Source organism: Ottowia thiooxydans DSM 14619 (assembly GCF_000422885.1).
Classification (GTDB): Bacteria; Pseudomonadota; Gammaproteobacteria; order Burkholderiales; family Burkholderiaceae_C; genus Ottowia; species Ottowia thiooxydans.
Genome location: NZ_KE383942.1, coordinates 510,764 through 534,152, shown reverse-complemented (window position 1 = coordinate 534,152; position 23,389 = coordinate 510,764). Strand labels below are relative to the sequence as shown.

Annotated in this window: 19 protein-coding genes; 5 read left to right on the top strand and 14 right to left on the bottom strand. The window is 59.8% G+C overall.

The features are described 5' to 3' along the window. Window positions 1-18: 18 nt before the first annotated feature. From G518_RS37500 to G518_RS37490, 6 genes are all read right to left on the bottom strand, one after another. A complete protein-coding gene (locus G518_RS37500; RefSeq protein ID WP_051237516.1) occupies window positions 19-1,644 on the bottom strand; it encodes a DUF2817 domain-containing protein in 1,626 nt (541 codons plus the stop codon). A 102-nt stretch (window positions 1,645-1,746) separates the two neighbouring features. Beyond that, a complete protein-coding gene (locus G518_RS0128910; protein WP_028605447.1) occupies window positions 1,747-4,269 on the bottom strand; it encodes a YgiQ family radical SAM protein in 2,523 nt (840 codons plus the stop codon). 116 nt (window positions 4,270-4,385) lie between these two features. After that, entirely contained in the window at window positions 4,386-4,958 is a 573-nt protein-coding gene (locus G518_RS37495; protein ID WP_211231773.1) for a CHRD domain-containing protein, read from the bottom strand. A 786-nt stretch (window positions 4,959-5,744) separates the two neighbouring features. Then, on the bottom strand, window positions 5,745-6,740 hold the full coding sequence (locus G518_RS0128900) for a Bug family tripartite tricarboxylate transporter substrate binding protein (protein ID WP_028605445.1): 996 nt from the start codon (window positions 6,738-6,740) through the stop codon (window positions 5,745-5,747). Between the two features lie 47 nt (window positions 6,741-6,787). Continuing rightward, window positions 6,788-7,600 (bottom strand): enoyl-CoA hydratase/isomerase family protein, encoded by an 813-nt coding sequence (locus G518_RS0128895; protein WP_028605444.1) that lies wholly within the window; start codon window positions 7,598-7,600, stop codon window positions 6,788-6,790. Then, window positions 7,597-9,531, bottom strand: coding sequence for an AMP-binding protein (locus G518_RS37490; protein WP_051237514.1), 1,935 nt, complete (start codon window positions 9,529-9,531; stop codon window positions 7,597-7,599). Before G518_RS37490 ends, G518_RS0128895 begins: the two co-directional genes overlap by 4 nt. Window positions 9,532-9,699: 168 nt before the next feature. Between G518_RS37490 and G518_RS0128880 the strand changes: the two genes are divergently transcribed. Next, window positions 9,700-10,476, top strand: a complete 777-nt coding sequence (locus G518_RS0128880) for a helix-turn-helix transcriptional regulator (RefSeq protein WP_084652372.1) — start codon at window positions 9,700-9,702, stop codon at window positions 10,474-10,476. Between the two features lie 85 nt (window positions 10,477-10,561). Here G518_RS0128880 and G518_RS38905 read toward each other — a convergent pair whose 3' ends face one another. Continuing rightward, complete coding sequence (locus tag G518_RS38905) at window positions 10,562-11,233, bottom strand: CHRD domain-containing protein (RefSeq protein ID WP_051237513.1); 672 nt, start codon at window positions 11,231-11,233, stop codon at window positions 10,562-10,564. A 148-nt stretch (window positions 11,234-11,381) separates the two neighbouring features. On the opposite strand from G518_RS38905, the gene G518_RS0128870 reads away from it, so the two are divergent. Continuing rightward, complete coding sequence (locus tag G518_RS0128870) at window positions 11,382-11,795, top strand: PaaI family thioesterase (RefSeq protein WP_245598154.1); 414 nt, start codon at window positions 11,382-11,384, stop codon at window positions 11,793-11,795. A gap of 50 nt (window positions 11,796-11,845) precedes the next feature. Here the strand turns inward: G518_RS0128870 and G518_RS0128865 are convergent, their stop codons facing one another. The 5 genes from G518_RS0128865 to G518_RS0128845 form a co-directional block, all read right to left on the bottom strand. Then, window positions 11,846-12,307, bottom strand: a complete 462-nt coding sequence (locus G518_RS0128865; protein WP_028605441.1) for a SixA phosphatase family protein — start codon at window positions 12,305-12,307, stop codon at window positions 11,846-11,848. Next, entirely contained in the window at window positions 12,307-14,385 is a 2,079-nt protein-coding gene (gene ppk1, locus G518_RS37480) for a polyphosphate kinase 1 (protein ID WP_036596375.1), read from the bottom strand. Before ppk1 ends, G518_RS0128865 begins: the two co-directional genes overlap by 1 nt. Window positions 14,386-14,417: 32 nt before the next feature. Next, on the bottom strand, window positions 14,418-15,473 hold the full coding sequence (locus G518_RS0128855) for a glycosyltransferase family 4 protein (protein ID WP_028605440.1): 1,056 nt from the start codon (window positions 15,471-15,473) through the stop codon (window positions 14,418-14,420). Then, complete coding sequence (locus G518_RS0128850) at window positions 15,470-16,345, bottom strand: UDP-2,3-diacylglucosamine diphosphatase (protein ID WP_156909591.1); 876 nt, start codon at window positions 16,343-16,345, stop codon at window positions 15,470-15,472. The genes G518_RS0128855 and G518_RS0128850 overlap by 4 nt, the downstream gene beginning before the upstream one ends. Before the next feature lie 104 nt (window positions 16,346-16,449). After that, window positions 16,450-17,304 (bottom strand): GNAT family N-acetyltransferase, encoded by an 855-nt coding sequence (locus tag G518_RS0128845; RefSeq protein ID WP_028605438.1) that lies wholly within the window; start codon window positions 17,302-17,304, stop codon window positions 16,450-16,452. A gap of 156 nt (window positions 17,305-17,460) precedes the next feature. Here G518_RS0128845 and G518_RS38900 point away from each other — a divergent pair, with 156 nt between their 5' ends. The 3 genes from G518_RS38900 to arsC are packed head-to-tail and all read left to right on the top strand — an operon-like array spanning window position 17,461 to window position 19,760. Beyond that, a complete protein-coding gene (locus G518_RS38900; protein WP_028605437.1) occupies window positions 17,461-18,189 on the top strand; it encodes a DOMON-like domain-containing protein in 729 nt (242 codons plus the stop codon). Next, a complete protein-coding gene (locus tag G518_RS0128835) occupies window positions 18,186-19,388 on the top strand; it encodes an exo-beta-N-acetylmuramidase NamZ family protein (RefSeq protein WP_036596373.1) in 1,203 nt (400 codons plus the stop codon). Before G518_RS38900 ends, G518_RS0128835 begins: the two co-directional genes overlap by 4 nt. A 12-nt stretch (window positions 19,389-19,400) precedes the next feature. Continuing rightward, window positions 19,401-19,760, top strand: coding sequence for an arsenate reductase (glutaredoxin) (arsC, locus tag G518_RS0128830; RefSeq protein ID WP_028605435.1), 360 nt, complete (start codon window positions 19,401-19,403; stop codon window positions 19,758-19,760). Between the two features lie 20 nt (window positions 19,761-19,780). Here the strand turns inward: arsC and G518_RS0128825 are convergent, their stop codons facing one another. Together G518_RS0128825 and G518_RS0128820 are read right to left on the bottom strand one after the other, a co-directional pair. Further along, entirely contained in the window at window positions 19,781-20,167 is a 387-nt protein-coding gene (locus tag G518_RS0128825; protein WP_028605434.1) for a hypothetical protein, read from the bottom strand. A 101-nt stretch (window positions 20,168-20,268) separates the two neighbouring features. Then, the gene (locus G518_RS0128820) at window positions 20,269-23,388 is read right to left on the bottom strand and encodes an efflux RND transporter permease subunit (protein ID WP_028605433.1); all 3,120 of its coding nucleotides are present in this window, start codon (window positions 23,386-23,388) and stop codon (window positions 20,269-20,271) included. Window position 23,389: the final 1 nt, after the last annotated feature.

Sequence of the window (23,389 nt, the reverse complement as noted above, 5' to 3'; positions counted from 1 at the left end):
TCCAAGCCCGCTTTCCCGTTACCGTTCGCGGTCGACCGTGAAGCCTGCGGGAAGCCTCGTCACACGACGCAGCTGCACCGGATCGACCGCCATGATGCGATTGGCCACGAAGCTGTTCTGGGAATCGGGCTCCAGCGCAGCGCTGATGAGGCCCGCCTGCGGTTGGCGCATCGACACATAGAAGCTACCCCTGACCGGCAGGGCTTGCCCTGGCTCCGTACGCACCGTCAACAGGCGAATGCCCTGACCATCTGCGATGGCGCCGCGCGCGTCTTCCCGCTGCCCGGAGGATTCCGCTTCGACCACATAGTTCTCGACGCCCCACTGCTTGCCAGTCGACGCCCTGCTCAGCGCCTGGACCTTGACGCCAAGCAAGCGCAACTGCTCAACAGCTTCCTTCTGCTCGGCGCCAATCAGGTAGCCACACGGCCGTGCCCGCTCGCGCACCTTCTCCAATTGCAACGAACTTCTCCAGTCGACGTCGATCTCGCGGACCTCCCCGGTCTGCGCGTCGAGAAAACTCAAAGATCGACGCTGTGGGGTTTGACGCACGACCAAGGTCATGTCGCCCCGACACGCTTGATCAGCATTGGCCGCTCCTGCCTCGGCGCGAGCACGCATCAACGAGGCGCCATCCTGAGCGGCCTGCTCGATCACCCCCATGGCAGCTGCCACGTGTGCCTGCACCCGCCGCGCCAAATGCGCCCGGCCGAGGCCAACGCCGCGCGTTTCAAGAAGGATGCTCACCGAATCATGCAAGCCCCCAACGTTGCGCCCCGTGTCGACATTGACGCCGCCCATGGCCACCGTCTTGTTCTTCGGGTCAGGCGACGTCGTGTGGTAGTCAGACACCTGCTGACCCTCAGCTTCGATGGCCGAGCGCGCAGCGGCCAGGTAGCGGTCTTGTACCAATCGAATCGTCGGGTTCAGGTTGCCCACCGAGGCCGCTTGCAAAAGCGCGTCGTAGCGCATCATGGCGCCGAATTTTTCTACCCAGCGCCCTGCCACGGTGAACTCGTGCATATCGAGAGTGACGGCAGGCTTGTAGCGCCGCACCGCACTGGCGATCGCGAGGGCCTCCGGCGTACGCAGCAGGAGGTGATCACGGTTAACGTCAACGCCGTTGGCCGTGACTCGCCGGAAGTGCTCCGCACCGTCCGGGTTGGCGCGTGGAACGATCAGTACATTGACTTTCTCCAGCAGCGCGCTGCGCTGCGTGGCCAGGATTTGTGCAAGCGCCAGAGCCGCCTCTCCGCCTGCTGGTTCATTGCCGTGCTGTTGGCCAAGAAGCATCACTGTTGGCAGCGCAGGATTGAAGCCCCGAGTGCCCGACAGGACCACCAGCGCCATCGCCCTGCCTTCCTGAGAGCGCCCCATGGTTTCGATGGCAACACGGGCAGATTGGCGCGCGAGTTCATCTATAAAGCCGAAGACTTCCGCATGCGAGGTGAAGTCCTTGCGCCCGGGGGCAAAACCGGGCGTTTGATAGGCCTGCGCCGGATCGGGAAACTGGCGGGCGATCGCTTCGGGCTCTAGAACGACCTTGGTGGCGTCGAATTGGGCCCAACCAGGCGCTGCGCAAGCAGCGAAGGTGGTGGCTGCGAGAGCGAGACGCTGCAGCGAAGTACAAGAGTGATTCCGCATGGTGGAAACCAGTCTACCCGAGATCGACCGTTTGGCGCGAGAAACTCCGGCGCCCTTCACACCTTGAAACGCCCCAGAGCAATCAGGGCGTTTTCACACTAATCACCTAGGCTTGCGACTCGCCGCTTTTCGCTGACCGCCCTGCCCCGTAGAACGTGGAGGAAGGCCAGTGTGCTGCGTGAGGATCTGACCAGGTGCGGGTCGGCTGGTACGGAACCGCACGTCCTCAACCGGCTCATTGGCCGCCATGACTGCCTCACGGCGTCCTAGCTTAGCGCCTGCGGAAGAACCCACACGCGGTTTTGCGGATTCGGACGAGCCAGAAACTGAGGTGGTGGCCGGTGTACTGTTTTTTCGCCGGGCCGTCTGGTAGCCGCCGTCAGACAGCGGCTGCCATGCAGGAATGAGGTGGTGCTTGCCATTGCCTACGAGATCGGCGCGGCCCATGTCCTTCAGTGCTTCGCGCAGCAATGGCCAATTATTGGAGTCGTGGTAGCGCAAAAAGGCTTTGTGCAGGCGCCGGCGGCGTTCACCCTTGGGCGTATCCACCTTCTCAGCACGCTCGTCGCGGTGAATACCTTTCAGGGTATTCAGACCGGTGTGGTACATGGTGGTCGCAGTGGCCATGGGCGACGGGTAGAACGCCTGTACCTGGTCTGCACGGAAGCCGTTTTTCTTCAACCAGAGGGCAAGATTCAGCATGTCTTCATCGGTCGTACCGGGGTGCGCCGCGATGAAATAGGGAATCAGGAATTGCTTCTTGCCTGCCTCTTCGCTGAATTGTTCGAAGAGTTGCTTGAAGCGGTCGTAGCTGCCAATACCCGGCTTCATCATCTTGGAGAGCGGGCCCTCCTCCGTGTGCTCGGGGGCAATCTTGAGATAGCCGCCAACGTGATGTTGCACGAGTTCTTTGACATAGGCTGGAGATTTCACCGCCAGGTCATATCGCAAGCCGGAGCCGATCAACACCTTCTTCACACCTGGAAGCGTGCGCACGCGCTTGTAGATCTTGATCAGGGGATCGTGATTGGTCGTGAGGTTCTGGCAAATGCCAGGATATACACAGCTGGGCTTGCGACAGACGGCCTCAATCGCGGGAGACGAGCAGCCCAGGCGGTACATATTGGCCGTGGGGCCGCCGAGATCGCTCACGATGCCGGTAAAGCCCTGAACCTTATCGCGCATTTCCTCGACTTCGTGCACGATGGAATCTTCTGAGCGCGACTGGATGATGCGGCCTTCGTGTTCGGTGATGCTGCAGAAGGTGCAGCCACCGAAACAACCCCGCATGATGTTCACGGAGAAGCGGATCATTTCCCAGGCTGGAATTTTGGTCTCGCCGTCATGGCGGCCTCGCGCATCCGCATAGCTGGGGTGCGGGCTGCGCGCGTAGGGCAAATCGAAAACGAGATCCATCTCCTGCGTAGTCAGCGGAATAGGAGGTGGATTGATCCAGACATCGCGCGCCGTGGTTCCTTCGCCATGGGCTTGAACCAGGGCACGTGCATTGCCGGGGTTGGTTTCCAGATGCAGCACGCGGTTGGCGTGGGCATAGAGCACGGTGTCTGATTTGACTTTTTCGTAGCTGGGCAGGCGAATGACCGTACGTTCACGTGGAGGCCGAAGAACTGCTGCAGGCGTGAGGGCCCCCTGCTCTTGCTCTGCCTTGCTCGAAGCGGCAGCCGCCACTGAACCTTCAGTGGACGCGCGCCCAGCTGACGGAACAAACCGCAACGGCTGCTCGCCAGCGGTCAGGTTCGTTTTGCTCATGGCTTTGGAGCCATCTTGAGTGCCTGACTCAGCTTCGCAGACGCTTCCTTGCGCAGCCGCTTGCTCGCTCGTGGTCTGGTAAGGGTTGATGTGGCTTTCCACACGGCCAGGGCGATCAACCTCTGTCGAATCAAGTTCGAACCAGCCTTCAGGCGTGGTGCGGGCTACAAAAGCCGTGCCGCGCACGTCTGTGATGTTCTCCACAGGCTCACGTCGTGCCAGCCGGTGCGCCACTTCTACCAGCGCGCGCTCGGCGTTACCGTAGAGCAGAAGATCGCATTTGCTGTCCACCACGATGGAGCGGCGGACCTTGTCGCTCCAATAGTCGTAGTGGGCGATACGGCGCAAACTGCCTTCAATACCGCCAAGGACGATGGGCACTTCCTTGTAAGCCTCACGGCAGCGCTGGCTATACACAATGGCTGCGCGATCCGGGCGTTTGCCGCCCACATCGCCCGGGGTGTAGGCGTCATCGCTGCGGATTTTTCGATCAGCCGTGTAGCGGTTGATCATGGAGTCCATGTTGCCCGCCGTGACGCCCCAGAACAAATTAGGACGGCCAAGCGCCTTGAAGGATTCACTGCTTTGCCAATCCGGTTGGGCAATGATCCCCACCCTGAAGCCTTGGGCTTCGAGCACACGGCCAATCACGGCCATGCCGAAGCTGGGGTGATCGACATAGGCATCGCCGGTGACCAGGATCACATCACACGAATCCCAGCCGAGCATATCCATCTCGGCCCTGTTCATGGGCAGAAATGGAGCGGTTCCGAAGCGCTTGGCCCAGTACGGTTTGTAGCTGGAAAGAGGCTTGGCGGCGCGCGGGAAAAAGGAAACGTCGATGGGTGCGTTCACGTGTGGAGATGTGCGGGACAACCCCATAGTGTACTTTTTAAGCCGATTTCGTGCTGGAAAAAGGATAGAATGCGCGCGCCCAAGAATAGGGGCTTGCTAAAACGACCGTTTTTGGCTTAATGCTTTTCGATCAATTGGCCACGGATTTCGCCTTCCGGGAAGCGAGCCGTGCCCAAATTGACATACCACTGCCCGGCTAGCAAGTCAGCGCGCTGCGCAGGCGTGAGCATGGCGCGGCCTTCGCTGGGGCTGGAAATTCCGCGTTGGCCCAGCGCGACACGTGGGTTGGCAACTTCTCCATCCATCGCCGGACCGTGGAAATTTGCGCGACGCACGGGGCCACTCAAACCTTCAAAAGTCAGTTTCCAGCGGAAAAGGCCAGTCTTGCGGTCTAAAACCGCCACCAGTTGGCCTTGGGCTGCGCTGCTGTTACGCGGCACCGCTTCTTTGCCGGTCAGCCGTGCGCTGAAGGCGGCCAACGCTGGTTCGCGTGGGGGCTCCACGGGGGGTGCTGGGGGGGGAGCGGGTGCGGGAGGCGCCGACGGTTGGGGTTGGATGGGGGGCTGGGTGCCGCAAGCACTGAGTAACGCTAACAAGGCCACGCCCATCAGTTGGCGGGTGAACCTTGCTCGGGGCAGGGAGTTGGTGGGATGGGGGGCTTGGGGGTTGGGGGCAGTCGGCAACGGCATGCCTTGGACCATATCATTCTTGGGGGGTGTTTCGTTATGGAAAAGTGCAACAGCTAGGGGTGGGTGGGTGATGATTTCAAGGGTGGGTGAAGGCAAGTGGTGGTGGATTTTTTGCTTTTTAATGGCCTTCTGCTTTTTGGCTTAGGGCGGAGGCCGGGAATGCGCCCGGCAGCGCAGTCCCTTTCTTTGCTCGCACAAAGCAAGTAACCAAAGAAATGCGACCCCAAGTCCGTGTCCCTGCGCTGCGCTTCGGGCACCCTCCGGTGCTCGGTCAAGGGCCGGTGCGGCAGAACTCGCTTCGTTCGCTTCGCTCTCTACCCTCAAACAACTGCCGCAAGCTAGTTCTTGAAGCAAGAGCATCTTTCAGTGCTCTTGCCCGCCCCTTGCCCTGCGCTCCTCAGCACGGCCTCAAGGGGTGGGGAGCCTGATTCGGGCCATTGCTGCGCTCGGCCCTGCACTGTCAGTCGCAAGCGAATCGTTTTACACCCTCTCCCGCAGGCGGGAGAGGGTGGGGGTGAGGGGGCGGCAGCGTTACCAAGATTTACCAGGCTTTGTTCAGGAACTGCGTGGTCGGCTCTTATCGGTCTTTCGCGCCGCAAATGAGCTGAGTCCACTTGGATACGCCGCCGACCCTCACCCCAACCCTCTCCCGCGCGCGGGAGAGGGAGCAAAATCAGAAGGCCGCGGAGCAGGCCATGCGGGGCTGCCGCGGAGCTGGCTTTGCCAGGCCGCTAGCGGCGTCCCCCTCTGGGGGAAGGCGCGTCAGCGACTCAGGGGGAGCCGTATCTAGTCCACCCCGCGAAAGCCAGAAGCCTCCACCACGGCCTTCCAGCGAGGCATGTCGGCGGCGATCATGCGGGTCACTTCGTCTCTGCTGGTACCTGTCACTGAGAAACCAGCTTCAACCAGGGTCTTGTTGATCTCAGGGTCGCGCACCGCGGCGGCCACTTTTTCACTCAGCAATTGCAAGATGGGCTCGGGTGTTCCAGTGGGCGCGAATACCGTGAACCACGCGGAGAAATCCGCCTTCGGGTAGCCTTGTTCGGCAAAGGTCGCGACATCCGGAAGCAACGGGGAGCGCTTAGGTGCGGTGGTGGCCAGGCCTTTGACTTTTGCGCCTTTGATTTGCGCCATCGCAAGCGGGGTGGACATCAGGATGCCGTCAATTTGGCCAGCGATGGTCGCGGTAACGGCATCGCCAGTTTGCCGGTAGTGCACCGCTTCCAGAGGAAAGCTACCCAATTGACCAAGGATGACGGCCCCAAAATGGCCAGGGCTGCCCGCGCCGAAGGTTCCGAAATCAACCTTGCCGCCCTTGGCGGTGGCCATCTTCATGAAGCTGGGTGCGTCCTTGGCTACAGAACTGTTGGGCACCACCAGAACAAAATCGGTCTTCGCGACTTCTGAGAGCGGCACCAACTCCTTCGTGGGCTCGTAGCCAATTTTTGAGAAGGCGAAGGGGGCGATGGAGATGGCACTCACGTCAGCCAGAAGCAGGTTGTACCCGTCCTTCGGACCTTTGGCGACGTTGGCGGCTGCGATCTGCCCGCCCGCCCCGGTGCGGTTTTCAACCACGACCTGCTGATTCAGTTGGGTGGACATGCCTCTGGCCAGGGTGCGCGCCAGGATGTCTGGCCCGGTGCCTGGGGCAAAGCCCACTTGAAGACGAATGGGGTGATCTGGGTACTTGGCTTGTGCTTGAACACTACCAGCGGCCACGCCCAGCGCCAGGGCGATACTGGCCTGAAGAACTTGGCGGCGTTGCTTTGAATCGAAAAACATGGGTTTGCTCCTTTGTTGATATGGTGGTTATTGGTGGGCCGGCATCCTCAGCGGCCAACGAATCTGGGGGCTCGCTTTTCCATGAACGCGAGAGGGCCTTCGCGGGCGTCTTCGCTGCTCATCACTTCCCGTTTGGCGCCGTCTTCCAGAGCAAATGCGCTGTGCAACGGAAGGCCACTGCCTTGAATGGCGGCTCTGCGCACGGCCTGCACCGCAATGGGGCCATTGCTGGCGATCTGTTCGGCCAGTTCAAGCGCTCTGGCCTGCAGATGCTCGCGGGGATGCAACTCTGTAACCAAGCCCCACTGAAGCGCCTGTTGGGCACTGAACGGTCTTCCTGTGAGGAGCACCTGCATGGCCACCGCCGCAGGCACCTGCCGAGGTAGCCGCGCCATGGAGCCGGCGAAAGGCAGCAGAGCGCGTTGCACCTCGGGCAAACCAAACTGGGCGTGGTCCGCCGCTATGCGGATGTCCGTTCCCAGCATCAGCTCAAACCCACCGGCCAAACAGGTGCCGTTGATGGCGCAGATGGTCGGCTTGACGATGTCGAAATTGCGCAGCGAAGACACCTCCATGGTCCGCTCGTCTTCGAGCAAGCGCCTATCGAACTCATCCTGCGGCGCACGTGCGCCCGTCATGAGCGGCAAGGTCAAACCAAGATCTCCGCCTGAACAGAAGGCGGCATCGCCTGTACCGGTAAGCACGACTGCTCGCACTTGAACATCGCGCTTGGCTGCGAGAAATGCGTCTGCCAGGGCGCAAAGCATCTTTGGCGATAGTGCGTTGCGAGCCTCTGGCCTATCTATGCGGATCAGGGCGATGTGCTGGCCATACATCTCCGAGTGGATCGCGCCGCTCATACACCCGCTCCTTGCGAATCGCGCTGATCAGCTAACCGCCAACGCACCGCAAAAGGCACCATCATTTCTTTCACTGCAGCAGCCGCACCCGCGTCATCTCCACAATGAAATACCACCTGAACACCTTTGTGGTCGGCCTGCACTTGGGCCACCACCTTGGCCTGAAGGGAGCGCTCCACCAGTCGGGAGTCGATGACGTGCTGCGTTGCCATCTCTCTTAACCTGGGCTTGAAGAACTTGCCAATAGCAGTCATGGGCAACGTGTCGAGTATGAAAATTTGCTTGGGCACTGCCGGACGCTCGGGCACGTGCTGCTCCGCGAAAGCCAGTAGCGCTTGTGCATCGGCCGTAGCGCCGGGCTTTAAGCTGATGTAGACCACCGGCAACTCGCCGGCATACTCATCTGGTGCGCCTACCGCCGCAGCCATAGCCACATCCGGGTGTTTGTGGAGGGTGTCTTCGATCAGGAGCGGATCGATGTTGTGGCTGCTGCGGATGATCATGTCCTTGGCGCGCCCGGTCACATACAGGCGCCCTTCTGAATCGAGATGGCCTACGTCTCCGCTGTTCAACCACCCGCCATCCAGGAACAAACCGCTGTTCTTAGTGGCGTCCGTGTAGCCGGGACTGACGTTAGGCCCCTTTATCTGCAGCTCGCCGTCTTCACCTTCAGGGACAGGTTCTCCATTCGCATTCACTGCGCGGACCTTCACGAACGGAATGGGCAAACCCACCGAGCCCGCCGTGCGCGGCATGGCGCAAGGCTCTATGGCAATGATGCCGCCGCACTCGGTCATGCCCAGGATATTGCGAACGGGCATGGAGAACTGCCGCTCAAACGCTTCTGCCAGATCGGGCGGCAAGGGCGAGCCACCCGTTAACAGGCATCTGATACGAGAGATATCTGCGCCGCTTGCGGGAACCGTAAGCAGCGACGACATCACCGTGGGAACTGCGGCGAGTAGCGTAGCTCTTTCGCGCTCGGCAAAATGCCAGTAGCGCTGGACATACCCTGGGTTTCTCATGCCCAACAAGGTGGGCAGAACAACCGTCGCGCCCACCAGGAACATGGAGAGGCCATAAACGAACGAACCCGCTACGTGAAACAGCGGAAATCCGTTGATGATCACGTCCTGGTCTGAGGCGCCGTACATGCAAGCCGCCCCTGCTGCAGCGCAAAGCTGGTTGCGGTGCAGGTGCTGCGCCAGTTTCGGGCTGCCTGTGGTGCCTCCGGTGTGGAAGAGAGCGGCCACGTCATCCAATGACGTCGAAGTGGACAAGGGTTCGTCGCTTTGCGCTGCAACCGCCTGATCAAAATTCAGTGCCCCGCCCTCACCTGCACCAAACGCCTCCCCACCGCCCACCGCCAGTACGTGGAGCAACTGAGGGCAACGCTGCCGAATGCCGTCCACGCGCGACCAGATATCGAGTTCAGGATGTGGCCCCAGAACCACCAGAACATTCACTTTGGCAGCCAGGATGAGTTCGGCGATATGTTCCTCACCAAGCAGATAGTTGATGGGACAAGCGATGCCCACCGCCTCCGCGCCCCAAAGGGTGAAATGGGCCTGCGGGATGGCTGGGAGTAAGAACCCCACACGAGGCTGTTCGTTGCCGCAGAGCGATTGAAACAGCCTGGCGGTACGCCGTACCTGCGCCACAAATTGCAGGTAGGTCCATGCCTCGGATGGTTCAGCCAGGTCTGCGCTTTTGATGTACTGGAGCGCGACGCGATTGGAATGCTTTTGCGCCTGGACTTCCAGGGCATGCATCACGCTGGTGTAAGGCAAATACTCTTCGAATGGACGCGACTCAATAGCGCGAACATCATCAAGGCAATGAATGGGACGAATACTCAAGAAGCGCTCCTGGAGCCGAACAGACAAACCGACGAACAACAACAGCTTTGCTTTCAAGCCGTTGCGCTCCATCAAATTCTCTTCATGCCAGGTGCTTTCGTCTGTCCTCTGCGATGGGGACAAACAGGGCGTTAGTCAAGGGAAAACCCTTGCCTTCTCTCAGATAGCATCCCTGAAAATGTCTTCGTTCCAAACGCATCACCGAGTAGCCCGCCCTCAACCCGCCACAGCGCCATAGGCATGCAACTCATTTCCACCAGCCGACCAACTCGCATCCGTTCATGGACGAGTGCGCGCGCGCTTGAGTCGATGGCCGGGTTAGTGGGATGTATAGGCGACCCTAACTTCGCCAGCGGCGCGCTGGCACAGATCAACCGCTTCATGCCCATTGCATGGTGGTCGGTGTTTCAGTTGCATCACGACACGCCACCCTGCATGCCGCTCACGGCCAGCTTTGAGTTTCCTGATGGAACCCTGGACTCCTGGCAGGCCTACCGAAAATCCCTTTATCTGCGGGATCAGACCTTTCTGGAGGCCAGAGAGAAAGCGAGCGGCTCGCAGCAGGTGATCGTGCATTGGAACGCCCGCGAAATACCGCGTGCCCACCGCGAGCGCATCTACAGCAAGCACGCGCTGCGTGAAAGACTCTCTCTGGTGTGCGAAAACGAAGGGGCCTGGTTGGCTGTCAACCTCTACCGGAGAGAAGAGCAGCCTCAGTTTTCCGACAACGAGATAGACGCCGTAGACAGTGCTTGCGCCTTGATTCTTTCAAGCGTTCAGCGCCACCTGGCCTTGAGCGCTGCAGCCTCACCTGCCGCTACCGCGCTCGGCGTGCTCACTCCGCGTGAGCGCCAGGTGTGTGAGCGCATGTTGAAGGGTTGGACCCACGAAGGGATTTCAGCGGATCTTCAACTGTCTCCCGCTACGGTGAAGACCTATCGCGACCGAGCTTTCGAGAAGCTGGGCATTCATCATCGCAATGAACTGTTCGCGCTGATGAATGGGTTTCTGGCGTGAGGCCATCCGGGTTCTGTTCCCCTTGGGGCCTGTGACTCGTTTGGCTTGCGGCGTTTAGAGCGTTTTTACGCTCCAAACATAAACCTCACCTGACGATACGCAATTGGGCCCGTACTTCCCCTGCGGGATAGGCGCTGGTCATCACGTTGACATACCAACGCCCGTCCATCAGGTCTACGGCTTGCTGCGGGGTCAAAGTGGCGCGTCCTTCGTAGCGCGGGCCGAAGGGGCCGGGCCAGATCATGGATGCTGGCGCTGATTGGCCTGGGTCTGCCGGGCCATGAAATTGCACTGCCGTAATGGCACCCGAGAGACCGGTCCAGGAGGTCTTCCAGCGCAAGGTGCGGGTGCTCGAGTCGTACAGAGCATCAAGCTGGCCGCTCCCGTTGCTGCGCGTGGCGGGTATGACGCTCATGCCATCCAGCTGTCCGGTGAGGGTTACAAGATGTGTATCGGGGCGCACTGGCGCAACAACCGTGGAATCCACAGGGGCCGGTGGCGGAGATTGGGGCTGCGGCTGTACGGCGCCGATAGGCGGCAACGCCTGCGGCACAGGTTGCACCCCAGAAATGGGTTGTGGCTGCACCCCGGTCGGCGATATCGGGGGTTGCTGGGATGGAATCGGCTGCGGCAGGCGCAGGGGAGGTGGATCGTAGCGCTTGCTGAGGTCAACCGAGGCGCAGGCGCTGGCCAGGCACGCGGCGGCAAGCACGGCCAGGGCATGACGCGAAGGACGCGAAGCAGTTGTCATGGGCATGGCGGACTCCTTATGATCGATACGTGACGCCTGATACGTCAACTATGGGCGAAAGTCGAAATTGTAGGGAAACATGCAAAGCCAACCATGCGACTTCACACGCCCCCGAGTAGATAGTAAATACGTTCTATGCTGAAGGAGGATTATCGTGCTGGTACTTAGTGATGTTCAACACATCCTTGATCCACTGTTTCCGGGCCTTATGGGTGTTCGGCTGATTGAGGCCACAGGCGAGCGCGTTCTCGCGGAATTGACGGTGCGATCCGATCTCTGTACCGCTGGAGGCATCCTCCATGGAGGCGCATACATGGCCTTCGCCGATACACTGGGCGCGGTGGGAACCTTCATGAATCTTGGGAAAGGCCAAACCACCACCACCACGGATTCGAGTACCAAATTCATCGGAGCGGCCAAGCTCAACTCCGTGGTGACCGGTGAAGCCATTGCACTTCACCGCGGCCGTACGACTCAGGTGTGGCAGACCAGTATCCGATCCGCCGAAGGCAAGCTCTGCGCGCTGGTCACTCAAACGCAATTGGTGCTGGGAACCAAAAGCGATTGAAATTTGATCAGCGATGCGTGGAGCGGATCAACCGTGGATCAAGAGAGTAGTCACAGCAATTCCGCCGTTTGCACCGTCACCACCACCGTCTGCTGGGCTGTCTCTCGCTCGCGACTGCGCAGCCACCAGACAGCGCCTTTTTTGACCGAGCATTCGGGTTCGGTCAGTTGCAGCAAGCGGGAGATGGTCTCACCAAGTGTAGGTTGATGGCCCACGATCAATACGGGCGCTTTAGCACTTGGCCAGCCCGCCAATTGCAGCAGTTGCTCAGGAGATGCACCGGGGCGCAATTCATCGTGAATTTTGTATTTTCTGGCCAGCGCCCGCACGGTCTGCTCCGTACGAACAGCAGGGCTGCACAGAATACGAGTGCCTTCGGGAAGCTGCCGATCGAGCCAGGCGGCCATTCGTGCAGCCTGTTTGTCGCCCCGGCGTGTCAGGGGGCGCTCGAGATCGGTCATATCGCCCTCGGGCTCTTGCGCCTCTGCATGGCGCCACAGGATCAGGTCCATTATTTTGTACTCCCTCGATGCGCTGCGTAGCGCGCCATCAATGCGTCTTGCGATCCATGCCCTGGAACGCCGCCTTCAGGCACCACCAGGCGGTACTTGCCGCCCTCCCCCATGACCCACGCATCGCGGGCATCATGCAAGCATGCGACCAAGCATTCATCCACGATACGTTGGCGCAGCGCCGGGTCCGTGACCGGCCATGCTGTTTCCACCCGGCGCAGCATATTGCGGTTCATCCAGTCCGCACTGGACAGCCAGAGCTCTTCTTTCTCATCCGCCAGAAAATAGAAAACCCGAGAATGCTCAAGGAAGCGCCCGATGATGCTGCGAACACGGATGTTTTGTGTCAGATGCGCAGGCAACATGCAAGCGCCTCGGACGATGAGATCAATCTGCGCCCCGGCGTCCCCGGCGACGAGCAAGGCCTCAATCAGGGCTTGATCGGTCAAGGCGTTCATCTTGGCAACAATGCGTGCTGGCTGGCCGCGTCGGGCTGCCTCGCCGACTTGCCGAATCTTGCCAATCATGCGCTTGTGCAGAGTAAATGGCGCCAAAAGCATGCGCTGCATCCGTGGTAGCCGGCTATGGCTGGCCAGGTGCACGAAAAGCTGCTCCATATCAGCCGTGAGGCGTGCATCAGCGGTGAGATAACTCAGATCGGTGTAGAGAGAGGCCGTCCGCGGGTTGTAATTCCCGGTGGAGAGGTGCCCGTAGCGCCGCAGGTTTCGCCCCTCCCGCCGAGTCACCAGGAGCATCTTGGCGTGCGTTTTGAGTCCAACCACGCCATAAACCACCTGCGCGCCGGTTCGCTCCAGGTGCTCTGCCCAGTTGATGTTGGCTTCTTCATCGAATCGAGCCTTGAGCTCGACCACCGCAGTCACTTCTTTTCCGCGCCGCTGAGCCTCGATCAACAGATCCATCATTCGACTGTCATTGCCAGTGCGATAGATGGTTTGTTTGATAGCTAAAACGGCCGGGTCGTGAACTGCTTGGCGAAGAAAGTCGATCACACCGTCAAAGCTTTCGAACGGCTGATGAATCAACGCATCACCACTGCGCAGACGATCAAACACCGATTCTCCTGCAGCCACTTTGAGCTGCGCCGGATAGCTGGGCTGGTAAGGTGGGAAAAGCCACTCTGGTGCGTCCACGAGTTGGATCAACTGCTGCAGGCGCACCAGATTCACTGGGCCTTGCACTCTGAACATCGCCTCTGGGGGCAGCTTGAATTGCCGGAGAAGAAACTGCGCCAGCTCATCCGAACAGGCCGAAGACACCTCCAGCCGCACAGCCTCGCCATAGTGGCGTTGATGCAGGCCTTGCTGAAGCGCAGTACGCAGGTTCTTGACTTCTTCCTCGTCCACCCAGAGATCCGAGTGCCGGGTGACACGAAAATGAGAAAACTCCCCCACCTCGCGCCCGGGGAACAACTCCGCCAGGTGCGCACGGATGACGCTGGAGAGCATGACAAAAAGCGTCTCTCCCCCAGCGACTTTCTCTGGCATGCGAAGCACGCGCGGCAGCACGCGCGGCACTTTCACAATAGCGATCTCATTGCTACGGCCAAAGGCGTCCTTGCCCTTGAGTTGAACGATGAAGTTCAAAGACTTATTGGCCACCTGAGGAAACGGATGTGCCGGATCAAGCGCTACCGGTACCAGCAGCGGCTTCACTTCCCGCAGGAAAAGATCACGCACCCAACGCCGCTGCGCCTCATTGCGATCCAGGTGGGACAGGATTCGCACCTTTTTTTCACCCAGCGCCCGCATCAGCGAACCATTGAAAATGGCATATTGCCGCTCTACCAGGGCGTGCGCGACATCCAGCATATCGCGCAGGCCTGCATCGACTCTGGAAGTTTCTCGCCAGGCCGAGATATGAGACTCCGCTCGCACCTCAAAGAACTCATCGAGATTGGAAGAGACGATGCACAGATAACGCAATCTCTCAAGCAAGGGCACATCAGGGCGCTCGGCCCAATGCATGACGCGATGGTTGAACGCGAGAATACTCAGGTCACGGTCTTGCAGCGGATATTTCTGCAAAACGGCTGGCAAATCAGAAGCTGACGGAGGCATCGAAGAAATAGATTAGATCGTTTGACGTTGTATCACGAGGCGGGCTTTAACGCAGGGGCGTTGGTGCGCGCAGGTACTAAAAAGCTAGCAAAAAGCAGTGCGGCTTGATTCCAGTCGAAGCGCAGCGCATGGGCTCTGGCGTCTTCTCGCGGAATTTCCAGGGCGGCGCTTACAGCCTGGGCCAAGTCAACATGCATGAAACCACCGCACGGCTGGCCCGGCACAGCGGCCAGCACCTCCAGGGGGCCATCCACCGGAAAGGCTGCCACCGGAGTACCTGTGGCCATGGCTTCAAGCATCACCAGGCCAAACGTGTCTGCGCGGCTAGGGAAAACAAAGACGTCTGCGGCCGCATAGACGCGCGACAACTCTTCGCGCGGCAACACACCCAGCCAGCACACCTGCGGAAAGCGCTCGCGCAACCGCTCTTCAATAGGACCCACCCCGCAAACCACCTTGGTGCCGGGCAGATCGAGTTGAAGAAAGGCTTCAATGTTCTTCTCGTAGGACACCCGGCCAACAAACAAGTGAACTGGCCGAGCCAGGTGCCCCAACGGCGGATACTCACCCGACTGAGGGGAGAAGGCAAATAGGTTCGTATCGACCCCATGCGTCCAGTAGCGAAGGTTGCGGAAGCCGCGCGTGGCCAACATATCCGCCACACCGCGCGTAGGCACCATGACGCCTGCCGAAGGCCGATGAAAATGGCGAAACAGCGCATATCCCAACCACAAGGGCACCTTCACCGCCGCATTCAGGATTTCCGGGAACTTGGTGTGAAACGCCGTTGTGAATGCCAGGCCGTGGCGCAGGCAGTAGCGTCGCGCGGCCCAACCCAGCGGGCCTTCGGTGGCAATGTGGACCGCATCAGGCTGCGCTTCATCCAGCATACGGGCAAGTGCCCGGCCCGGACGTATCGCGAGATCAATGCCGGCATAGCCAGGGCAAGGCCTGGTGCGAAACAAGCCTGGTTCGATGACATCTACCGTATCGCCTCTGGCTTGCAATCCGTGCACCAGCTCGACCAGCGTGGTCACCACGCCGTTGACTTGCGGCAACCATGCATCGGTGATGAGTGCGAGCTTCATGCGTGTTCCGCCTCGGTGGGTGCTGGCACCTGTTGTGTGGAGGCAGCCGGCTCCGGCGTAGGCTGCCAGTAGATCAGTTCCAGCCGGCCATCGTGGTGTTCCACCAAAGCGCTGCGGCTTTCCACCCAATCTCCATCGTTGCAATAAAGCGTGCCGTTGATGCTGCGGATCTCGGCGTGGTGAATATGGCCGCAAACCACACCATCCAGGCCAAGCCGCCTGGCCTCTGCAGCCACCGCCGACTCAAAATCGCTGACGTAGTTCACCGCCTTCTTCACCTTGTGCTTGAGGTAGCTCGATAGCGACCAATAAGGCAGTCCCAGGCGAGCTCGCAAGCTGTTGAAATGCCGGTTCACCCGCAGCGTGAACTCGTAGGCGTAGTCGCCCACATAGGCCAGCCACTTGGCGCACTGGATCACGCCATCGAAATAGTCGCCGTGCGTAACCCAAAGGCGTTTTCCATCTGCGGTAACGTGTACGGTATCTTCCAGCACTTCGATGCCACCAAAGTTCAAACCCACGAAGGCGCGAGCGAACTCATCATGATTGCCCGGAACGAAAACCACCCGGCAACCCTTGCGCGCGCGGCGCAGAAGTTTTTGCACGACGTCGTTGTGCAACTGAGGCCAGTACCAGCGCCGGCGCAATTGCCAGCCGTCGATGATGTCGCCCACAAGATAGAGTGTCTGGCTGGTGTGGTCTTTCAGAAAGTCCAGCAAGGGCCCGGCCTGGCAACCCGGCGTTCCCAGGTGAAGATCTGAAATAAAAATGGCGCGGTAGCGCGCCATTTCAGGAGAAGTGGGCTCCGCAGCCTCGTCATCTCCCCCACCCCCAGCGCCCTGTAGCGCCGCAAAGGCTGGTCCACGGTCCATCAAGAATGCTGCCGGCATACCGGAACTGGATGGAGGCGAATCAAGCCACTGGCTTTGATCGCGCAGCATCTGTCCAAAGTGTGGATGGGTTGGCACGACCATGATCAGGTGGATCCCAGAAAGTGCTTGCGATAGCGCGCCGGCAAATCAGCGATGCGCATGAGCATGGGCAGATCGGCGGTGTTGAAATCCGGATCCCAGGCCGGTGGCCCCAGCACTTTGGCGCCCAGACGGAGATAGCCGCGAATCAAGGCTGGCGGTTCCACCTGGAGGCTACCGTCAAGGCGTTCCACAGGCAATGCCAGACGCGGGCGCACATGCCACTCTATAGGCGCCATGTGGGTGGAGCTGACCTGCCGCCAGATACTGGCCGCCACGTCTCCGCTCACGGCGCCGCCGTGCAGCATGGGGATGCTGGCGCAGCCAATCATCGTGTCAAGTTGGTTGCGCACCATGAATTCGGCCAGCGCTCCCCACAGAGCCATGATGACGCCACCGTGACGATGATCCGGGTGAACGCAACTGCGGCCCAACTCCACCATGCGCGGGCGCAATGTGCGCAGGCGTGTGAGGTCAAATTCGGTATCGCTGTAGGTGCTGCCCACACGCCTGGCCTGAACGGGCGTGAGGACCCGGTAAGTACCAATCACTTCCTGAGTGGCCTCGCTGCGCACCAGCAGGTGTTCACAAAAATCGTCGAACAGATCGATATCATGTCCAGCTAGCGTGGTGGTAAGGCGAGCACCCATTTCACCTGCAAAAACATCGTAGCGCAGCCGCTGGGCTTGCCTTACTTCATCTTGGTGACGCGCCCAGGCCACTTGAATCCCTTGCCCGCCGCCATCTGCAGGCCGCTCCACAACCGCCCTTTGGCTGCTTTGATGAAGCGACCCCCGAGGCAATGCTGCGGGGTGCGCCGAGGGCGACAATGCAAAGGTCGGTGTGGGTAGTTCCTTCATCTTCTTTCTCCTTGCGGGGTATTCACCATTGCTGCAGATGTTGACCCGGCGCCTTGACAGAACAATGTCATATTTATGAAGGATTGATGACATGACGACGCTTGAAGAACGGGCACAGACTCAGATGGGCTCCTCGCCCCTGACAAAATACGGGTCATGACGGCACAGCCTCTCATTCATACACTCAGCGCGCACCCGCTCACACCCTGCAGGGCGGTGCAGGCATTGACTGCCGCCGCGCATCCACAAACCCGGAACGGACAGTCAGGCGTGCTGGTTCAGTACTTGTTGCAAGGCGATACCCCTCAACTGCGCATACCTCCGCCCGTGAAAAGGCCTGAAGCGGCCGATGACCTTTGGCGGCACACCTGCTTTGAAGCCTTCATCCACCGGCCCGGCGAAAGTGGTTACCGCGAATTCAACCTTTCACCCTCCGGGCAATGGGCTGCATACGCCTTCAGTGATGAGCGTGTGCGCCATGAGCCAGGTGTGCCGACTGCACCGCTAGCCATCGCGATGTCGCTCTCGCCTCAAACCCTTGCTCTTGAGGCCTGGCTGCCGCTGCCAGAAGCACTACCCGGTCAAACTCTCAAGCTCGGCTTGTCAGCAGTCATAGAGACGCTAGGAGGCTGTCGGACTTGGAGCGCCGATAGCGAAAATGGGCGCCAGCGAGGACAGTTTTCACGGGATTTGCAGGCCCATAGCCTAGCTATGGGTCAAAAAGACCGTGAAAAATGGACCGCTGCGGCCCATTTGCAGCCGGCGATTTCCAAGTCCGACAGCCTCCTGGAGGGTCACCTGAGCTACTGGGCTTTGCATCATCCCGATGCCAAACCTGACTTCCATCGAAAAACTGGCTGGACAGCCTCATTCTCAACATCATGAATTTCGGAATTGAACGCCTACTAAACGATCCGGCCTTGCGCGCGCCCCTGATCGGCCGCCGCGTGGCCCTGCTGGCGCACCCTGCGTCTGTCACCCGCGATCTCACTCATTCACTCGATGCGCTGGCGGCACTGCCGGAAATCAAGCTCACGGCTGCGTTCGGACCACAGCATGGCCTGCGCGGTGATAAGCAGGACAACATGGTGGAGTCGCCCGACTACGTTGACCCAAAACTCGGTATTCCTGTCTTTAGCCTGTACGGAGAGGTGCGCCGCCCCACCGACGCCATGATGGGCAGCTTCGACACGCTCCTGGTGGACCTGCAGGATCTCGGCTGCCGCATCTACACCTTCATCACTACGCTTCGTTATGTGCTTGAAGCGGCCTCGGCTCATGGCAAGGCGGTATGGGTGCTGGATCGTCCCAACCCAGCAGGGCGTCCGGTTGAGGGCTTGACCTTGCGAGCAGGTTGGGAAAGCTTTGTAGGAGCAGGCCCGATGCCCATGCGCCACGGCATGACCATGGGCGAGCTGGGTCATTGGTTCATCGATACGCTGGGGCTTCAGCTGGAATACCGCGTGATCAAAATGGACGGATGGCAGCCCACCGCCGCTCCTGGGTTTGGATGGCCCAGCGAGCGCAGCTGGGTGAACCCTAGCCCCAACGCGGCCAATCTCTCCATGGCCCGTGCCTATGCGGGAACCGTGATGTTGGAAGGCACGACCCTCTCCGAGGGCCGTGGCACGACGCGACCACTCGAGCTGTTTGGCGCGCCGGGTATAGACACAGGCCGGCTACTAAACGACATGCGCGCAATGGCCCCCGAATGGCTAGAGGGCTGTGTGCTGCGCGAATGCTGGTTCGAGCCAACTTTCCACAAGCACGTGGGCAAACTTTGTGCGGGCGTGCAGATACACGTGGAAGATTCCACTCATTACAAGCACGAGGCATTCAAACCCTGGCGGCTGCAATCATTGGCTTTCAAGGCTTTGCGTAAACAAGCGCCAGACTATCCCCTGTGGCGCGATTTCGCGTACGAGTATGAAACCGGCCGGCTCTCCATTGACCTTATCAATGGCAGCGAGCTACTGCGCGAGTGGGTAGACGATCCTGGCGCCACCCCCGCTGATCTTGAAGCGATCACTCGGCCTGACGAATCTGCGTGGATAGAAATCCGCGCGCCCTATCTCCTTTACTAATGGGACCATCACATGAGCAACATCACGATCTACCACAACCCACAATGCAGCACCTCGCGCAACGCGCTGGCCCTTATCCGCGAAAGAGGTGAGGAGCCTCGCATCGTCGAGTACCTGAAAACGCCCCCCAGCCGGGAGGAGCTCAAGGCCATTGCCAAGGCCACCGGCGAGCCCTTGCGCGAGCTGGTTCGCACCAGGCAGCCTGAGTATCTGGCGCAAGGACTGGACAAGCCCGAACTCACAGACGATCAACTGATCGATGCGATGTTGGCAAATCCTGTGCTGATCAATCGGCCCATCGTTGTGACGCCAATGGGCGCGCGACTTGCTCGCCCGATTGAAAAAGTGTTGGAAGTACTCCCTAGCGCTTGATAGGGGGCGTATTCACGCCCTCACTTCAGGGTGAAGCGTGCTGTCGCCGGCTTGCCATTGATTGTGATGACCGCCACCGCCTTGGTGCCGGGTCCAAGCTTGAAGCTCCCAGTCGCCTCCAGCTTATCTCCCACAGGCCGCAGTTCAACCGCCTGAGTCTCGGCGCCGGTCAGCAATGTGAGCTTGGCGCTGGCTTTGGAGAGATCCGCTGGTTTCCCGTGGTCCCGTAGGTAGAGTTGAATCGTTGCGGGTTTGGCCACCAGTTCATAGTCCATGTCTTTGACTTCCACCACAACGCCGCCATGCAGTGGCTTGTGTGCGTGGGCATGGTCGTGCTTGTCTCCTGCGGAGAAAGCGGAGGTGGAAAAAGCCAAAGTAGCGATAGCCACAACTGCATGCATCTTCATGAAAATCCTCTTCGGGTTGATTGAAAAATAGGTCTCACCGCTTAGTGGTTTGGGTAGTCCAGCGGTGAGTAAATGGCTCTTGAAGTGAGAGAAAAAAACGGTCATAGCGCCTCAGCATCCTTATCAGTCAGCAGCTTCTCCGCGTCCTTACGGCCAAACAGCCAGAACATGACGGGCGTGAGGAAGGTGTCGAGGAGAGTGGAGCTGATCAGGCCGGAGAAAATCACCACCGCTACGGGATGCAGCACTTCCGTACCGGGCCGCTCGGCCTCGAACAAAAGCGGCGCCAACGCGAACGCGGTCACCAGCGCAGTCATCAGCACAGGAGAGAGCCTTTCAAGCGAACCGCGCACGATCATCTTCTGATCAAAGCTCTCGCCTTCGAAGCGCATCAGATTGATGTAGTGGCTGATCTTCAGGATGCCGTTGCGCACCGAGATTCCCGCCAGCGTAATGAAGCCCACCAACGCAGCCACGGAAAGTGGTTGTCCGGAAAGCCACAAGCCGATCACCGCGCCCACAAGCGCCAGCGGAATGTTCACCATGATCAACGCCGAGAGCGTGGTGGATTTGTAGCGGCTATAGAGCACCACAAACATCAACATCAGCGAGACCACAGACAGCACGCCGACAAGCCGCGATGCTTCCTCTTGAGCCTGAAACTGACCACCCAGGGTAATGAAGTGCCCTTCTGGCAGCTTGGTCTCCGCGACGATCGCACGGATGTCCGCCACAATCTCTGAAAGCGCTCGGCCCGAGGCGTTGGCCGACAGTACGATGCGCCGCTTACCATCATCTCGGCTGATCTGGTTGGGGCCGTCGCCGTCTTCAATCGTTGCCACTTTTGACAACGGAATACGTCCCGCCGGAGTCTCGATCAAAATCTGGCTCAGGCCTTCGATCGACCGCGCCGATTCCGGTAGCTTCACCACCAACGCGAAGCGCCGACCCCCTTCCACGATCTGCGTGATCTTCTCACCCTCCACCAAGGCCTGCAGCGTGGCCAAGATCTGCGGCGCAGGAACACCATACTGCGCCGCAGCAGCGTAGTCCACCCGCACCTTGATCTGAGGCGCGAGTACCTGCTTCTCAATCTGCAAGTCTGCAATACCCGGAATCGTTGCCAAGCGCTGACGCAGCGAATCCGCTTGCCCGCGCAAAGCATCCAGGTCTTCGCCATAGATCTTGATGGCGATCTGCGAGCGTACTCCGGAAAGCATGTGATCAATACGGTGCGAGATAGGTTGACCGATCTCAATGGCCGCCGGCAAGTTAACCAGCCGTGCCCGAATATCAGCCTTGATCTCGTCCATGGTGCGCGTCAGCTCAGAGGCCGGTTTGAGACCCACATCAAGCTCGCTCACATGCACGCCTTCGGCATGCTCATCCAACTCCGCACGGCCACTGCGGCGGCCAACGTGCGTGACCTCCGGCACCTTGCTCACCAGTACCTCTGCCTGGCGCGCCAACAGGGAGCTCTCCGTCAGCGTCACGCCGGGGTTCAGGCGCACACCTATCAGCAAGGTCCCTTCGTTGAATGGTGGCAAAAAGGTGGTGGGAAAGAACGGCACTGCAGCCACAGCAGCCACCACGGCAATACACGCCGCAGCAAGCGCGGCCCTTGGGCGATCCAGTACGGCCTGCAAGCTGCCTCGATAGCGCGCTTTCAGCCAGGCCAGCACCTTGGTGTCGCCATGATCGAGATTCTTCATACCGGGAAGCAGGAAGTAACTCAGCACGGGCGTGATGGTTACTGAGACCACCAGCGAGGCCAAGGTGGAGACCACGAAAGCGATACCCAATGGCACAAAGAGCTTGCCCTCCAATCCCGGCAGCGCGAACAGCGGAATAAACACCAGCACGATGATCACCGTGGCGTACAGAATGGCCGAACGTACCTCCATCGTCGCGCGGCTCACGATCTCTTTGGCGCTCAAGCGCTGCTCAGGGTTCTTGAGCCTATCCTCCTTCAGGCGGCGCAGCACGTTCTCCACCCCCACCACGGCATCGTCCACGAGGCCACCAATCGCGATGGCCAGGCCACCCAGCGTCATCGTATTGATGGACAGGCCGAAGTAGCGGAAAACCAGCGCCGTGATGAAAATCGAGACGGGTATCGCGGTCAACGCGATGATGGTGGGCCGGAGCGTGCCAAGGAAGAAAAACAGAATCACCGCTACAAATACCGAAGCACCTATCAACTTGCCTTGCAGAGTGGTGATCGAGGCTTCGATAAAGCTGGCCTGTCGGAACGTAACGCGCGGCTTTTCCATACCCACGGGTAGCGAGGCGTTGAGCCCGGCAAGCGCGTCCTCAATGGAGGCGGTCAACCCGATGGTGTCCGCGGTGGGCTGCTTCTGAATGCCCAGAATGACGGCGGGCTTGCCTTCAAAACCCGCATCGCCGCGCTTGATCGCTGCAGCAAAGGCCACATCCGCGATCTGGTGCAACAAGATCGCTTGGCCCTTGGTCGCGCTCACCGCCAAGTTCTTCAGATCATCCAACCGCGAAGTGCGGCCCAGATTGCGGATCAGATATTCCCTGCCGTTCAGCTCCAGGAAACCGCCCGAGGTATTGGCGGAAAACCCTTTGAGCGAGGCCTCAAGCTGATCGTGCGTGATGCCCAATTCGGCCATCCGTGCGGTGTTCGGCTGTACCTGGAACTGCCGCACCTCCCCGCCAATCGGAATCACTTGAGCCACACCCGGTACGGAGAGCAAGCGGGGGCGCAATACCCAGTCTGCATATTCCCGCACCGCCATTGGGCTGATCTTCTGCGGATCGACCGGAATCGCGATCTGCATGATCTCACCCATGACCGAGCTGATGGGGCCCATGCGCGGAACCACTCCTTCAGCCAAGCCTTCTTCCATGGCTGAAAGGCGCTCTGACACCAACTGCCTCGCGCGAAAAATGTCCGTACTCCAGTTGAACGTGACATAGAGAAACGACAGCCCCGCCGAAGAAGTGGAGCGCACAGACTCCACTCCGGGCAGTCCATTCATTGTCGTTTCCAGCGGAAAGGTAATGAGTTGCTCCACCTCCTCCGCAGCCATCCCCCCCGCCTCGGTCATGATGGTCACGGTGGGTTTGTTGAGATCCGGGAACACATCCACCGGTGTACGCGAAAGGGTGAATGCACCATAGGCCATGAGCACCACGCTGGCGATGATCACCAGCAATCGGTTGGCCAGGCTGTTATCGAGAAGCCACTTGAACATG

Coding starts and splice junctions, on each gene's coding strand:
- G518_RS37495 (WP_211231773.1), bottom strand. CDS start 4,958: ATGCCGTTGCCGACTGCCCCCAACCCCCAAGCCCCCCATCCCACCAAC.
- G518_RS37490 (WP_051237514.1), bottom strand. CDS start 9,531: ATGGAGCGCAACGGCTTGAAAGCAAAGCTGTTGTTGTTCGTCGGTTTG.
- G518_RS0128895 (WP_028605444.1), bottom strand. CDS start 7,600: ATGAGCGGCGCGATCCACTCGGAGATGTATGGCCAGCACATCGCCCTG.
- G518_RS0128900 (WP_028605445.1), bottom strand. CDS start 6,740: ATGTTTTTCGATTCAAAGCAACGCCGCCAAGTTCTTCAGGCCAGTATC.
- G518_RS38905 (WP_051237513.1), bottom strand. CDS start 11,233: ATGCCCATGACAACTGCTTCGCGTCCTTCGCGTCATGCCCTGGCCGTG.
- ppk1 (WP_036596375.1), bottom strand. CDS start 14,385: ATGCCTCCGTCAGCTTCTGATTTGCCAGCCGTTTTGCAGAAATATCCG.
- G518_RS0128850 (WP_156909591.1), bottom strand. CDS start 16,345: ATGGACCGTGGACCAGCCTTTGCGGCGCTACAGGGCGCTGGGGGTGGG.
- G518_RS0128880 (WP_084652372.1), top strand. CDS start 9,700: ATGCAACTCATTTCCACCAGCCGACCAACTCGCATCCGTTCATGGACG.
- G518_RS0128855 (WP_028605440.1), bottom strand. CDS start 15,473: ATGAAGCTCGCACTCATCACCGATGCATGGTTGCCGCAAGTCAACGGC.
- G518_RS0128820 (WP_028605433.1), bottom strand. CDS start 23,388: ATGTTCAAGTGGCTTCTCGATAACAGCCTGGCCAACCGATTGCTGGTG.
- G518_RS0128865 (WP_028605441.1), bottom strand. CDS start 12,307: ATGGACCTGATCCTGTGGCGCCATGCAGAGGCGCAAGAGCCCGAGGGC.
- G518_RS37500 (WP_051237516.1), bottom strand. CDS start 1,644: ATGCGGAATCACTCTTGTACTTCGCTGCAGCGTCTCGCTCTCGCAGCC.
- G518_RS38900 (WP_028605437.1), top strand. CDS start 17,461: ATGACGGCACAGCCTCTCATTCATACACTCAGCGCGCACCCGCTCACA.
- G518_RS0128825 (WP_028605434.1), bottom strand. CDS start 20,167: ATGAAGATGCATGCAGTTGTGGCTATCGCTACTTTGGCTTTTTCCACC.
- arsC (WP_028605435.1), top strand. CDS start 19,401: ATGAGCAACATCACGATCTACCACAACCCACAATGCAGCACCTCGCGC.
- G518_RS0128835 (WP_036596373.1), top strand. CDS start 18,186: ATGAATTTCGGAATTGAACGCCTACTAAACGATCCGGCCTTGCGCGCG.
- G518_RS0128845 (WP_028605438.1), bottom strand. CDS start 17,304: ATGAAGGAACTACCCACACCGACCTTTGCATTGTCGCCCTCGGCGCAC.